General features: G+C 60.9%; 9 protein-coding genes. 4 read left to right on the forward strand and 5 right to left on the reverse strand.

Going from position 1 to position 14,193, the window contains the following annotated elements; all coding sequences use genetic code 11:
- Positions 1-2: 2 nt before the first annotated feature.
- Entirely contained in the window at positions 3-5,534 is a 5,532-nt protein-coding gene (locus tag J2Y39_RS01925; RefSeq protein ID WP_310214748.1) for a calcium-binding protein, read from the forward strand.
- A 64-nt stretch (positions 5,535-5,598) separates the two neighbouring features.
- Here J2Y39_RS01925 and J2Y39_RS01930 read toward each other — a convergent pair whose 3' ends face one another.
- Positions 5,599-6,711: an enoyl-CoA hydratase/isomerase family protein gene (locus tag J2Y39_RS01930; protein WP_310214750.1), complete on the reverse strand. Its 1,113-nt coding sequence runs from the start codon at positions 6,709-6,711 to the stop codon at positions 5,599-5,601.
- 132 nt (positions 6,712-6,843) lie between these two features.
- Between J2Y39_RS01930 and ung the strand changes: the two genes are divergently transcribed.
- Positions 6,844-7,536: a uracil-DNA glycosylase gene (gene ung, locus J2Y39_RS01935; protein ID WP_150636503.1), complete on the forward strand. Its 693-nt coding sequence runs from the start codon at positions 6,844-6,846 to the stop codon at positions 7,534-7,536.
- Between the two features lie 119 nt (positions 7,537-7,655).
- Here ung and J2Y39_RS01940 read toward each other — a convergent pair whose 3' ends face one another.
- Genes J2Y39_RS01940 through J2Y39_RS01955 form a run of 4 tightly spaced genes read right to left on the reverse strand, consistent with a single transcriptional unit; the run spans position 7,656 to position 11,690 of the window.
- Complete coding sequence (locus J2Y39_RS01940) at positions 7,656-8,690, reverse strand: AbrB family transcriptional regulator (RefSeq protein ID WP_056783516.1); 1,035 nt, start codon at positions 8,688-8,690, stop codon at positions 7,656-7,658.
- The gene (locus J2Y39_RS01945) at positions 8,683-10,197 is read right to left on the reverse strand and encodes a tripartite tricarboxylate transporter permease (protein ID WP_016771277.1); all 1,515 of its coding nucleotides are present in this window, start codon (positions 10,195-10,197) and stop codon (positions 8,683-8,685) included. Before J2Y39_RS01945 ends, J2Y39_RS01940 begins: the two co-directional genes overlap by 8 nt.
- 1 nt (position 10,198) lies before the next feature.
- Positions 10,199-10,657, reverse strand: a complete 459-nt coding sequence (locus J2Y39_RS01950; protein ID WP_095180598.1) for a tripartite tricarboxylate transporter TctB family protein — start codon at positions 10,655-10,657, stop codon at positions 10,199-10,201.
- Positions 10,658-10,712: 55 nt separating this feature from the next.
- Positions 10,713-11,690 (reverse strand): tripartite tricarboxylate transporter substrate binding protein, encoded by a 978-nt coding sequence (locus tag J2Y39_RS01955; protein WP_024011991.1) that lies wholly within the window; start codon positions 11,688-11,690, stop codon positions 10,713-10,715.
- Between the two features lie 445 nt (positions 11,691-12,135).
- Here J2Y39_RS01955 and J2Y39_RS01960 point away from each other — a divergent pair, with 445 nt between their 5' ends.
- Together J2Y39_RS01960 and J2Y39_RS01965 are read left to right on the forward strand one after the other, a co-directional pair.
- Positions 12,136-12,807: a response regulator gene (locus J2Y39_RS01960; protein WP_024011992.1), complete on the forward strand. Its 672-nt coding sequence runs from the start codon at positions 12,136-12,138 to the stop codon at positions 12,805-12,807.
- Entirely contained in the window at positions 12,800-14,185 is a 1,386-nt protein-coding gene (locus tag J2Y39_RS01965; RefSeq protein ID WP_039760888.1) for a sensor histidine kinase, read from the forward strand. The genes J2Y39_RS01960 and J2Y39_RS01965 overlap by 8 nt, the downstream gene beginning before the upstream one ends.
- The last annotated feature ends 8 nt before the right edge of the window (positions 14,186-14,193 follow it).

Below are 14,193 nucleotides of genomic sequence, written 5' to 3' on the forward strand. Positions count from 1 at the left end.
CAATGAGTTATGTTTTCAGCGATATGGAAAAATCGGAAATTTTTAATGCGGCTAATAGTTGCAAAGGCATGTCGTTTGATTCTGAGGATGTGGAGTACATTGCATTGGAGTTAGCAGGGGCAAGCTGCGCCCCCCTGTACCAAAAGCTATTCGACATTATTGGTGAAAAAGTTTCTGACGTTGCAGCTGCCGATAAAGAGGCCGGAGAAGTGCTGAAAAGCGCCAGACTCTGGCTTGCCGTGGCCATTGATGCCAACGGTGGAAACGGTGCCTACTCTGCCCTGATTCGTGGTTACACCTCACGCCAGGGTGAACTCAGACTGAATACAATTTTCAGTGAAGACCTGATGCAGCTTTCATCCAACCAGGTTGCCGTCAATTTCATCAATACCCTGATCAACGGATCCCTTGCCGGTCAACTGGCACCCTGGACCGTTCCGTCAATCAGCCAGATCGCAGAAATCGACGCCAGCGCGATTGGCGAGGCCCTGTTCAAGGAGGTTTGCGGGGAGGACGACACCGCCGTGAAACGTAACTCCGGTTGGTCTGGAACAGTCGGATTCAGCTTGTTGGGCGGTAAACCTCCCTATGAAACGTGGAGACTGATCTCTGCGGGCGACCCGGATGCGGAAGATGGCGGCCCACCCACTCAGGCAAAAGCCAACCGGCTCGACGACTATAAAAACATTCTCTTCGCCATCGACGCCTACAGCGTCGGCCTGCGAGCGGCGATCAGTAATTTCGGCATCAATCCACTGCAAAGTCTGCTTTCAGTGGTTCCGGAGCAAATCAATATCGCGCTGGCCAGTGGCAGTGTGAATCCGCTGATTCAGCATGTAGTCAAAGGCACGCCCGTTGCCGCCGTGGTCGAGCTGATCTTGCGCTACGGCCAGAACGAATTTCTCGACATGTTCAAGCGCACTTACGACGGCGATTCTGCTGCCATACCCACTACCAACGACACTTTCGCCAGCAACGCTTACGCCTTCTTCTCGGCATTCTCCCCAGAGCAGTCGCAAAGCATCGTCACCCGGACAATAAGCGAGTTCGGCAATGCCAATGCATGGGCGAAACTGGCAGCCGAGGCGACGCCGCTCGGTCTGGCGTTGCGCAACTCTTTGCAGCAACTGAGTGAAGTCGTCATAGAGCGAGCCGACGGTTATCCCGACCGCAACCTCGAGCTTTACGATCCGCACACTGGCGAAGGCTTTATCACCGCGCAGTGGCTGGCGGATCGTGCGCAGATGCTCGCCCGTTTGATTGCCCGAACCCAAGGCTCGTTTGGAGAACACTTGCTGCAGCAGTTTTCCTACTCCGATCTCGCCTCCGGCAAACAGGCGCCGATGACCACCGGAGTGCTGAACCCGCTGGCCATGTTCGGTGATGACGGCGGGCGATCTTTCGCTGGTGGCGCCAATGCCGATCATCTGTATGGCGGCGTGGGCAATGACTCCATCGATGGGATGGCCGGTCACGATGTCATTGAAGGTGGTCGCGGTAACGACTCGCTAACCGGAGGTGACGGCAATGATGAGTTGTACGGGATGGCCGGTGACGATGTTCTGATCGGAGGAAAGGGTAACGACTCCTTGATCGGGGGCGAAGGCAACGACCGTTATGAATTCGCCAGCGGCGATGGCCTCGACGAGATTCTTGATGCCAATGCCAATGGGCAGCTGTGGATCAATGGCGCACCGATTCCCGCACTCAAACGCCGCGCGCCTCTGAGCAACATCTGGTCTACCGAGAATCGGTCCATCACCCTGGCGCTTGTTGAAAACACCCTCAACATCAAATACGGCCAGGGCGATCTGGTGGTGATCAAAAACTTCCAGCCCGGGATGCTTGGCATCCGCCTCCCTGAATACGAGGAGCAGCCGGTCCCCGTTGCTGATCTGACCCTCCAGGGCGACTGGAAAGCCAAAGACGCCGATCCCACTGTCCCCGGCGATCAGCCCTCCTTTGATGAGCTGGGCAACGTGGTGCTGCTGCCCAAGGTCAAACAGCGCAACAAGGCCGACGTACTTTACGGTTCCGCCGCAGACGACGTCATTCTCGGCCTGGGGGGTTCTGATCGATTGTTCGGCAAGGCTGGAGACGATCGGTTATTCGGCGACAAGCAGACGACACTCGAAAAAGCTATGGCCGACGGTGACGCCAAGGGCAAGGCAAGTCGCGGAGACTGGCTCGACGGCGGACAAGGTGACGATTTGCTTATCGGTACGGCATCCCGAGATGTTCTGCTCGGTGGCAATGACCGGGATACCTTGATCGGCGGTGCTGGCGACGATCTGTTATCCGGAGACGAAACCACCGGTGCGCTGGAGCAGGGTTGGGCGGTCAAACACGCTACCGTCACTATTGCTGGCGGTGTGACGAGTCACCGAACGGTCTTTTCAAAGGCCTCGATAAACAGTGCCTCCGAGGGCGGTGACGACGTGCTGTACGGTCAGGGTGGCAAGGACTTTATCGACGGCGGCTGGGGGGAGGACCTGCTTGACGGCGGAGCTGACGACGATTTTCTCAAAGGCGATCAAGGTAACGACACCCTGGCCGGTGGCAGCGGCAACGACGTGATGCTTGGTGACAACCTCGATTGGGGCGGTGGCCTGCCCAGCAGACACCATGGCAACGATGTGCTGGACGGCGGCAGTGGTGATGATTCACTCGCCGGTAACGGTGGCAGCGACGCTTTGTATGGCGGCCCTGGCAACGACATTTTGCAGGGTGATGACGGCGTACTGGACGGGGTCGAAGGCGATGCCGCGCATTTTTTTGGCGATGATCTGCTGGACGGTGGCTCCGGCGATGACACGCTCTGGGGCGGCGCTGGCGATGATTTGCTCTTCGGCGGCGAAGGCCATGACGATCTGATTGGCGACAGCCCTGAGCATCCGGTTCGCTATCACGGCAACGACTTTCTCGATGGCGGCGCGGGGGATGACACCCTGCGCGGCATGGGCGGCGCGGATACGCTGACGGGTGGCGCTGGGGCTGATTTTCTCGATGGCGATGTGTCTGACCTGCAACCGGGCGGGAGCAACAACGACGTGCTTCAGGGCGGCGAAGGAAACGATACGTTACAGGGTGGTTTCGGTGCCGACACGCTGTACGGCGGCGCGGGTGACGACATCCTTGCCGGCGATTACGAAAACAGCGCTGAGGCCGAGCAGAATGCCGATTATCTGCACGGTGGCTCAGGCAACGACACGCTGCTCGGAGGCGCTGGCAACGACACCTTGCTGGGCGGGGAAGGGACGGACTACCTTCGCGGCGATTCTGGCGACAACGTGTTTGATGGCGGTCCCGGTGCTGACGTGCTGGATGGCATGGATGGCGCCGACATCTACTATTTCGGCGCTGGCGACGGCCTGGATATCGTCACCGATGCCGGCGGCCGCAACATCATCAGGTTCGGTGCAGGGTTTTGCGCGCAAAGCCTGAAGGCCGACGTTATCGAAGTTACCGTCGGCACGGTTTTGCGACTAGCCAATGGCACGGGCGACGCGATACTCATCAAGAATCACGAGCGGTGGAAGGATTCCACATTCAATTTCAGCGACGGCGTGGTACTTGATTACGCAGATGTCCTGCGCAAAACATTGCCACCGATAGAGATGTCCGAGCCACCCGTACCGGAACCTGTCACCGCCCCGGCAACCCCTGAAAGCAAAGTTGTGGATCCGGTTAAGCCAGACGATGGAACCGCTGCGGCGCAAGGCCCGGTGGCATCTGTTCAAACGGTCAACTGGACCGATGAGTTCCTCGCGCGAATCCAGTCAAAACGCTCCGCCCGCAGACACGCCACAGGTTTTACCTTGAATGAGCAAGGCGTCTGGGTCCGCAGCCATATCACTACCAGCGACACCGGTTACACCACTCACACCGAGCTGATCGATGGCAGCGTCGAAGCGGGGACACTGTCTGAAACGCCGCCATGGATGAAGGTTGATTCAGCGCACGCCGTGGTCAGTGAAAGGCAGTCGACAACCACAACCCGTGTCGAAAATAAGCAGGTGAAAGCCGAGGGAGCAATGCCTTCCTCAGCTCAGGCGCCTCGCTATTATCGATCCGGTTCGGCCAACGGGTTTTCATTCAATACGGGCGACGTATTGGTTGAGGACCGAAAGGAGTCCGGCGCGCTTGAAGGCTGGTACGTCTATCCGGCGGCAAGCTTCAGTTCGGCCGGAACGGTGCGCAAGGAATTCCGCTGGGAGGTCGAAAGCACGACGATCAAACGCAAAATCGTCCATGGCAACGATGCCGGCGGGCGGGTCAACGTGGAAGTGGAAAACGTTTTCCACGGCGGCGCGGGAGACGATCTGATCGTCGTTTATGCAGGCTCCCCACTTGACTACGGCACTGTCGGCGACAGAACACCGGGCGCGTTTTTATCCGCAGGTGCAGGTGACGATACCTTGCTGGGCGCCGAGGGCGCCGACTATCTGGTCAGCGGGGCAGGGGATGACTGGCTTTACGGCGAAGGCGGTGCCGACACCTACATCGTGCAAGCGCACGCCGCAGCGACCACCACGATTGCGGATGTGCCGAACCCTGTTTTCCACCGCGCAGAAGTTGGCGTGGCGGGGTGGAAAGACGAGTACGGATTGATCGATCAGGACACGGTCGTTCTTCCAGCAGATGCGCAGCGCGATGCACTGCAATTGAGCTGGGGTGCTGCGCTGATGGAGACCACTCATGTCGAGCTGGAACCCAACCCGGATCGCGGGGCTTACCGCAACCCGCCGAGAGCGAAAATGCTCCATCCGACGCTCGATATCCAATGGGGCGGGACACAGAAAGTCCGCATCGTCTGGCCCCACAGCGGTGAACTTGAGGGCGCAGGTATTGAGCTCGTCAAGTTCGCCGATGGGTCGGTCGCAAGTTTGAAGCAGCTCCTGGAATCAAGTCAGCTGGGACCTGCGCCCGAGACTTTTCATACGGGTGTCATCGTCAACCATCCCACCCGTTCAACTTCCTTGCGAGACGGACGAGCGCTGCCACTCGTGGGCGGTCGCGGCAATGACACGATAAGCGGCGCGGCAGAGATCCGAGGCATGCACGGGGATGACGTGCTCACGGGCAGCCCCGGTGATGATCTGCTGCTGGGTGGGCCGGGCAATGACACGCTAACCGGCGGCGCGGGAAATGATATCTACCGATACGATGGCCTCGGCAGAGACGTGATCATCAACAACGGAGGCGGCCTGGACGGGATCGATTTTTCCGAGCGCATGCTGACGATCGACAACCTGAAGTTTCACCGTGAGCGTGATGATCTGGTGATCGTGGTCGACTACGGCATGGCACCGAAAATCCGGGTTTCCAGTCATTTTGCCGAAGGTGAAAACGCTATTGGCTTCATAAGAGTCAGCGAAGGAACAGCGACTCAAGACTACAGCGCGACGCAGATTGCCGAGCGCCTGCACCCGCTTCCGCCATTAAGGGATGTCGAGGATATTTTGATAAAGGGCGACGATGAAGCGCAGCGGGCCATGAGGGAAATCATTGAGTTCTACGAACTGAATGTCTGACAAGACGACCGATTGAGCCGGCCCGCGATGGAAATCCAGTCGCCATAGCGGGCCTCGCGCCACTTCAATACTGGGTCAGATCCGCCAATGGATGCCGTCCCTCCCAGACCTTATGAAAGTGCGCCTCGACCACCGCATCCGGCACGCTACTGATATCCGGCCAGTGCCAGTGCGGCTTCTGATCCTTGTCGATCAACCGCGCACGCACGCCTTCGCTGAATTCCGGATGACGGCAGCAATTGAGGCTCAGGGTGTATTCCATCTGGAATACTTCGGCCAGCGACATGTGCCGCGCGCGGCTGATCTGTTCCCAGACCAGATGCGCGGTCAGCGGCGAGCCCTCGGTCATGGTTTTCGCCGCTCGGGCGATCAATGGATCGCTGCTGTCGCGGTGCAGACTGATGGCTTTCCACGCACAGGTGACGTCGCTGACGTCGAGCAGTTCGTCGATCAGCTGGCGACGCGGCAGCCACTGCGCTTCGGGCATTTGCTCAAGTGCCTCCTGCTGCAGAGCCTTGAGCAGGCTGTTGAGCTGCATGGCGGTCTGTTCCTGCCAGTTCAATTGCAGCAGGCCTTCGATCAATTGCGGTTGCTGTTCGTCGAGCAGGAAGCGATCGGCCAGATCCAGATCCAGCGCATCACGGCCGTTGATGTGCGCGCCGGTCAGGCCGAGAAACAAGCCGAGCTTGCCCGGCAATCGGGCGAGAAACCAACTGGCGCCGACGTCCGGATACAGTCCAATAGTGATTTCCGGCATCGCCAGACGGCTGCTCGGCGTGACGATCCGCGTGCTCGCGCCCTGCAACAGGCCCATGCCGCCGCCAAGCACGTAACCGTGACCCCAGCAGATCAGCGGCTTCGGATAGGTATGCAGGCTGTAATCGAGGCGATATTCCGCGCTGAAAAACTGCGCGGCCAACGGCGGGACTTCGCCGGGGTGGGCGCGGCAGGCTTCGACCAGGCTGCGCACTTCGCCACCGGCGCAGAAGGCTTTGCTGCCGTTGCCGCGCAGCAGCACGCAGACGATTTGCGGGTCATTGGCCCAGGCGTTCAATTTGTCGCTGAGGGCGTTGATCATCGACAGTGACAGCGCGTTCAACGATTTTTCGGCATCCAGGCTGGCGATGCCGATGCGGGCGCCGTCGGTGCCGGTAAGTTCTTCGAAGTGCAGATTCATCGTGACCTCGATCGGGAATTTGAGCGATCAGTATGATCGCTATGGGGGAAAGTGCCGGATCTGCGTCAGATCAATTGACAAGCGTGGTCGGCTTTCCTAGGGTTCGCCCCATTGTTTTTGCCGGAAATGACCATGACTGCTGACGACCGTATCAAACTCGAACCGAGCTGGAAGGAGGCACTGCGTGCTGAGTTCGACCAGCCTTACATGGCAGAGTTGCGCAACTTTCTGCAGCAGGAGCGGGCAGCCGGCAAGGAGATCTATCCGCCGGGGCCGCTGATTTTCAATGCGCTGAATTCGACGCCGCTGGACAAGGTGAAAGTGGTGATCCTCGGCCAGGACCCGTACCACGGCCCGGGCCAGGCCCACGGTCTGTGCTTCTCGGTGCAACCGGGCGTGCCGGCGCCGCCGTCGCTGGTCAACATCTATAAAGAGCTGAAACGCGACCTCAATATCGACATTCCCAACCACGGCTACCTGCAGAGCTGGGCCGAACAGGGCGTGCTGCTGCTCAACACCACCATGACGGTTGAGCGCGCCAACGCCAACGCGCACAAGGACAAGGGCTGGCAACACTTCACCGACCGCATCATTGAGGTGGTCAGCGAACGGCAGCCGCATCTGGTGTTCATGCTCTGGGGCGCCCATGCGCAGAGCAAGCAGAAGCTGATCGACGCGACCAAGCACCTGGTGCTGACCTCGGTGCATCCGTCGCCGTTGTCGGCCTATCGCGGGTTTTTGGGCTGTGGGCATTTCAGCCGGACCAACAAGTTTCTCGAACAGAATGGCGAAACGCCGATCGACTGGCGCTTGCCACCGATTTGATGTGTCGACCGGGTTGGCCCCTTCGCGAGCAGGCTCGCTCCCACAGGAATTGTGTGCAAGCCACAAACCCCCTGTGGGAGCGAGCCTGCTCGCGAAAAGAGCGACCCGATCTCGCAGACTTAGGCGGGATGACGATTCCAGTATTTGAACAACGGCTCCGCCAGAAACAGCACAAACAACAGCCGCATCACCTGCATCGCCGTCACCAGCGGCACCGACAGTTGCAGGGTCTCCGCCGTCAGGCTCATCTCGGCGATCCCGCCGGGCATCATGCCCAGGGTCAGTGAACGCAGATCCAGATGGGTCAATGCACTCAAGCCCAGCGCCGCCAGCGACGCGATCAACATGGTCAGCGCCGTGCCGATCAACGTCCGGCCCATGAACGACGGCGCGCGGCGGAAGAACTGCCGATTGAAGTGACAGCCCAGGCCGCTGCCAATCAGCCATTGGCCGATCTGACTGCCGCCGTTGGGCAAACCGATGTGCAGATCCCACGTAATGCTCACCGCCGCACTGACCAGCAACGGCCCGAACAGCCATGGATTGGGTTGGCGCAGACGCTGCCAGAGCCAGGCGAGCAGGGCGCCCGCCGGAAACAGAATCGCCAGCCAGCGCCAATCGACGCTGCCGGCGTGAGAAATCGGCGTGCCGTCACCGAGCAGATACTTGAACGCCGCCGGCACGCACAACACCACCACCAACACCCGCAGACTCTGCCCGGCCGCGACATGGCTGAGCAGTGCACCGTTACGAGCGCCGAGGTTGACCATCTCCCCGGAACCACCGGGCATGCTTGAGAAAAAAGCCGTGGCGCGATCCTCGCCGGTGCGGCGCATCAGCCACACGCCGACCACCGCCGACAGGCTGGTGACCAATGCACCGAAGAAAATCAAACCGAAATGGCTGAGCACCTGTTCCATCACCAGCGGGGTGAAGTGCAGGCCGATACCGATGCCGACGATCCACTGGCCGCACTTGCGCCCGCCAGGGATTTCCGCCAGTTGCCACGGCGTCAGGCAGCGCACCAGGATGATCGCCAGCAACGAGCCGACCATCCACGGTAGCGGCCAGCCGATCTGACTGGCGATGAAACCGCCAAGCAGACCGACCAGCGGGGTGCCCCACCAGGCTTTCAGGGACAAGCGATCAAACATCGGCAATGACGCGCCGTGCCGCCGAACGTTTACGCCAGATGCGAATCAGCGGCATCAGCAGCATGATCGCGGTGAGGATCCAGCAACCGAAGGTGATCGGACTCGACCAGAGAATCTCCAGCGCGCCATTGGAGATCGACAGCGCGCGACGCAGGTTCTGCTCCATCAAGCCACCGAGGATGAAGCCCAGCAGCAGCGGCGACAGCGGGAAATCCAGCTTGCGCAGGATGTAACCGAAGATGCCGATACCGATCATCAGGAACAGATCGAAGGTGGTCGCGTGCACCGCGTAAACGCCGATCCCGGTGATGATCGCGATGATCGGCACCAGCGCCCAGTTCGGTACGGCGAGGATGCGAGTGAATACGCGGATCATTGGGATGTTGAGGATCACCAGCATCACGTTGGCGATGAACAACGACGCGATCAGACCCCAGACGATGTCCGGTTGCTGTTGGAACAGCAGTGGACCCGGGGTGATGTTGTACAGCGACAGCGCGCCGATCATCACCGCAGTGGTGCCCGAACCCGGAACGCCGAGGGTCAGCATCGGAACGAGAGCGCCGCACGCCGCGCCGCCGATTGCGGTCTCTGGCGCGGCCAGACCACGCGGATCACCTTCACCGAATTTGCCGCTGGTGCCAGCGATGCGCTTCTCGGTCATGTAGGCCACGGCACTGGCGAGCGTCGCGCCGGCACCGGGCAACACGCCCATGATGAAACCGAGCACGCCGCAGCGCACGTTGACGACGAAAACCGACGCCGCTTCCTTGAAGTTGAACATCATCCGGCCGGTGGCTTTCACCGCTTCCTGGCCGTGGTGGGTCTTTTCCAGCAGCAGAAGGATTTCGCTGATCGAGAACAGACCCAGCACCAGCACGACGAACTGAATGCCGTCGGTCAGGTGAATGTTGTCGCCGGTGAAACGGTACACGCCACTGTTGGCGTCGATGCCGACGGTGGAAAGGAACAGACCGATCAGCGCCGCAATAAAGGTCTTCAACGGTCGATCACCAGCCATGCCGCCGAGACAGACAATCGCGAACACCATCAACACGAAGTATTCCGCCGGTCCGAAGGCAATCGCCCATTTCGCCAGCAGCGGCGCAAACAGCACCATGCCACACGTGGCGATGAACGCGCCGATGAACGAACTCCACGCCGACAGCGACAGTGCCACACCGGCCATGCCTTTGCGGGCCATCGGGTAGCCGTCGAGGGTGGTCATTACAGTCGAGGCTTCACCCGGAATGTTCAGCAGGATCGAGCTGATCCGGCCGCCGTATTCGCAGCCCAGATACACCGCCGCGAGCAGGATCAGTGCCGACTCCGGCGGCAGGCCGAGCGCGAACGCGATCGGAATCAGCAACGCCACGCCATTGATCGGACCAAGGCCCGGCAACAGGCCGACGACGGTGCCGATCAGGGTGCCGCACAGGGCGGTCACCAGGTTGTACGGGCTCAGCGCGACGCCGAAGCCCTGACCCAAATAGCCAAGGGTATCCATATCAGTTCTCCAGGACGCTGAGCAGGCCGAGTGGCAGCGGAACATCCATCAAGCGATCGAACAGCAGATAGAGACCAACCGCCATCAGGCTGATGATGACCACGCTCGGCAGCCAGCGGCCGCCATAGAGACGGGCCATCGGTACGCCGGTAATGATGCTGGCCACGATGAAGCCAAGGGGTTCGAAGGTGCCGGCAAACACCAGCAGCAACACCACGCACAGACCTATCTTGGTCAGGGTTTCGCGATCCAGCGGCGGCTCATCCGGGTTGTGTTTGATCGGCGCCGGGCGAACCACCATGTACAGCAGCGCCAGCCCCATCAGGCCGAGCATCAGCAGCGGGAAGGCGCGTGGGCCGACCGGTTCATAGGAAAAAGCCGCTTGATACGGCCACGCCATCAATGCCAGGCCGGCACACACCAGCAGCAACACCGAGGCGAAAATGCGTTGAATAAGCATGGGAGCTCCTGTGCTGCGTCCCCGCGTAGGAGACGCAGCCACTAGACAGAGACGATCACTGGATCAGGCCGAACTCTTTGGCCAGCACTTTGTAGTCGGCGACCTGCTTCTTCACGTAGGTGTCCAGTTCCGGGCCGGTCATGGCGAACGGGAACAGCTCACGCTGATCGCGCAGCTTGGCGAACTCGTCGGAAGCCAGCAGTTTGTCGAACGAGTCTTTCCACCAGGCGTAGTCTTCGTCGCTGACTTTTGGCCCGAGGTAGAAGCCGCGCACCACCGGCCAGACGATGTCGTAGCCTTGCTCGCGAGCGGTCGGGATGTCCTTCATTTCCGGTTCGTCGAGACGCTTGTCCGAGAACACCGCGAGCAGGCGCATGTCACCGCTCTGGATGTGCGGCATGGAGTCGGAGATGTCGGTACTGCCGACCTGGATGTGGCCGCCGAGCAGGGCCGTGGCGATCTCACCGCCGCCTTCGAGTGCCACATAACGCAGCTCGCGCGGGTTGATGCCGGCGGCCTTGGCGATCAGTGCGGTCTGCATCCAGTCCTGGCTGCCGACGGTGCCGCCGGAGCCGATAACCACCGAGCCTGGATCTTTCTTCAACGCCTGAACGAGATCGTCGAGGGTCTTGTAGGGCGAATCGCTTTTCACTGCGATGGCACCGTAGCTGGTGCCGACGGCCGCGAGCCAGCGCACGTTGGTTTCATCGAAGCGGCCGAACTTGCCCTGGGCCAGGTTCAACAGCGAACCGCTCGACCACGCGACCAGCGTGCCGGCGTCCGCCGGACGTTGCGCGACCACCGCGTTGTACGCCACCGCGCCGACACCGCCGGGCATGTAGGTGACGCGCATCGGCTTGCTCAGCAACTTCTGGTTGACCAGTGCGCTCTGCACCAGTTTGCAGGTCAGGTCGAAACCACCGCCGGGGGAGGCGGGGGCGATGCATTCCGGACGTTTCGGCTCGGCCATGAGTTGGCCGGCAAACAGCATCGCGCCAGCGGCGAGAGCAACTTTACGCAGTGATACGTTCATTTGAGTCTCCAGAGGAGTTGTTGTTATGGATGGACCGAATGACCAAAGGGCAACGCGAAAACCTAGCGGCAGGCGCAGTTTTCTCGCGGCGCGCGCGCAACGACTGAAACAACGGAGGGGAAACAGGACTGCGGCGAGAAGCCGACGGTGCAACGGTGGAATCGAGCAAGGCGAGCAGGCATTACAGCCTTGGTGCGCATGGAGGGCATGCTGGGGTACTCCGTTATTGTTCTTATGAGTCGAAAACGCTTCATGGCGTTTTTCGTTGCGCTGTGTGGCGGCAGCGGCGACAGTCGAAACTGTCCGTGGGCCGACTCTAACCGGCTAACCTTTCAACAACCTTTCAATTGTCTTTCGCGGTTTTTCGGGCTTCACAGCGGCGGTTGCGGCTGTAAACTCCGCGACAAAGCGTGGCGTCGGCCAACCCTGAACGAGGTAAAAATCCATGCGTGTCCTGCTCGTCGAAGACCATTTGCAACTGGCCGAAAGCGTGGCTCAGGCGCTCAAGAGCACCGGTCTGACGGTGGATGTGTTGCACGATGGCGTAGCTGCCGACCTGGCGTTGGGCAGCGAGGAATACGCCGTGGCGATCCTCGACGTAGGCCTGCCGCGCATGGACGGCTTCGAGGTACTGGCGCGGCTGCGTGCTCGCGGCAAGAACCTGCCGGTGTTGATGCTGACCGCGCGCAGTGACGTCAAGGATCGCGTGCATGGTCTCAATCTCGGTGCTGACGACTACCTGGCCAAGCCGTTTGAGCTGACGGAACTGGAAGCGCGGGTCAAAGCCTTACTGCGCCGCAGTGTGCTGGGCGGCGAGCGTCAGCAGCGCTGTGGCGTGCTGGCTTACGACCTCGACACACGGCGCTTCACCCTCGGCGACGAACTGCTGACCCTCACCTCGCGCGAGCAAGCCGTTCTCGAAGCGTTGATCGCGCGGCCGGGGCGAGTGATGAGCAAGGAGCAACTGGCCGCGCAGGTGTTCGGCCTCGACGAAGAAGCCAGCCCCGACGCCATCGAAATCTATGTGCACCGCTTGCGCAAGAAACTCGATGGCCAGCCCGTGGCCATCGTCACCTTCCGTGGCCTCGGCTATCTGCTGGAAAGCCGCGATGCATAAGCCCAGCAGCCTGCGCTGGCGGTTGCTGTGGAACCTTGGATGGTTGCTGGTGGTGCTGATGCTCGCCAGCGGCTTGAGCGCTTACTGGAACGGTCGCGAAGCCGCCGACACCGCGTATGACCGCACGCTGCTGGCCTCGGCACGCACCATCGCTGCCGGGTTGTCGCAGCGCGATGGCAGCCTCAGCGCCGATGTGCCTTACGTGGCGCTGGACACCTTCGCCTACGACAGCGCCGGGCGCATCTATTACCAGGTCAACGACATTCACCAGAAGCTGATTTCCGGCTACGAAAATCTTCCCGGGCCACCGCCCGGCACGCCGCGCACCGACAGCTATCCGGCGCTGGCGCGCTTTTACAACGCGAAGTACAACGGCCAGAACGTGCGCGTGGTCAGCCTGCTCAAGGCCGTAAGCGAGCCGAACATGAACGGCATGGCGGAGATCCGCGTGGCTGAAACCGACGAAGCGCGGGTCAGCATGGCGCGCAGTCTGGCGGCCGATACGTTGCTGCGCCTGGGCATGCTGGCCGTGGGCGCATTGTTGCTGGTGTGGTTCGCGGTGAGTGCGGCGTTGCGCCCGCTGGAGCGGTTAAGAACCGCCGTTGAGGAACGCCAGCCCGACGACTTGCGGCCACTGCCGTTGGTGGAAGTGCAGCATGAACTGGGACCCTTGGTCCGCGCGCTCAATCATTTCACCGAAAGGCTACGCGGCCAGTTCGAGCGGCAGGCGCAGTTCATCGCCGATGCCGCTCACGAGTTGCGCACGCCGCTGGCGGCACTCAAGGCACGCCTGGAATTGGGCCTGCGCTCAAACGAACCGGAAACCTGGCGCACCACCCTTGAGTCATCCGCACAAAGCACCGATCGCCTGACCCATCTGGCCAATCAGCTGCTGTCGCTGGCCCGGGTCGAAAACGGTGCGCGGGCGATTGCCGAGGGCGGCGCGCAGTTGCTCGATCTGAGTCAATTGGCCCGAGAGCTGGGCATGGCCATGGCGCCTTTGGCGCACAAGCGCGGCGTGGCGCTGGCGCTTGAAGCGGATGAACCGGTGTGGCTGCGCGGTGAGCCGACGCTGCTCAATGAACTGTTGAGCAATCTGGTCGACAACGCGCTGGCGCATACGCCACCAGGCGGCAATGTGATTTTGCGGGTGACGGCGCCGGCGGTGCTTGAGGTTGAGGACGACGGGCCCGGGATCCCGCTGCATGAGCGCGATCGGGTGTTCGAGCGGTTTTACCGGCGTAATCAGCAGGTCGCCGGTTCAGGTCTGGGCTTGGCGATTGTCGGCGAGATCTGTCGCGCGCATCTGGCGCAGATCACCTTGCATGATGGCGAGCAGGCAGGGTTGAAGGTGCGGGTCAGTTTTATTGCCGGGTAGTGCTTTTG

Origin of the sequence: Pseudomonas sp. 2957, assembly GCF_031456345.1 — a bacterium.
GTDB lineage: Bacteria > Pseudomonadota > Gammaproteobacteria > Pseudomonadales > Pseudomonadaceae > Aquipseudomonas > Aquipseudomonas siliginis.

Bases quoted from the DNA above. Each gene is read 5' to 3' on its own strand.
- J2Y39_RS01925 (WP_310214748.1), top strand. From the start codon at position 3: ATGAGTTATGTTTTCAGCGATATGGAAAAATCGGAAATTTTTAATGCG.
- J2Y39_RS01930 (WP_310214750.1), bottom strand. From the start codon at position 6,711: ATGAATCTGCACTTCGAAGAACTTACCGGCACCGACGGCGCCCGCATC.
- ung (WP_150636503.1), top strand. From the start codon at position 6,844: ATGACTGCTGACGACCGTATCAAACTCGAACCGAGCTGGAAGGAGGCA.
- J2Y39_RS01940 (WP_056783516.1), bottom strand. From the start codon at position 8,690: ATGTTTGATCGCTTGTCCCTGAAAGCCTGGTGGGGCACCCCGCTGGTC.
- J2Y39_RS01945 (WP_016771277.1), bottom strand. From the start codon at position 10,197: ATGGATACCCTTGGCTATTTGGGTCAGGGCTTCGGCGTCGCGCTGAGC.
- J2Y39_RS01950 (WP_095180598.1), bottom strand. From the start codon at position 10,657: ATGCTTATTCAACGCATTTTCGCCTCGGTGTTGCTGCTGGTGTGTGCC.
- J2Y39_RS01955 (WP_024011991.1), bottom strand. From the start codon at position 11,690: ATGAACGTATCACTGCGTAAAGTTGCTCTCGCCGCTGGCGCGATGCTG.
- J2Y39_RS01960 (WP_024011992.1), top strand. From the start codon at position 12,136: ATGCGTGTCCTGCTCGTCGAAGACCATTTGCAACTGGCCGAAAGCGTG.
- J2Y39_RS01965 (WP_039760888.1), top strand. From the start codon at position 12,800: ATGCATAAGCCCAGCAGCCTGCGCTGGCGGTTGCTGTGGAACCTTGGA.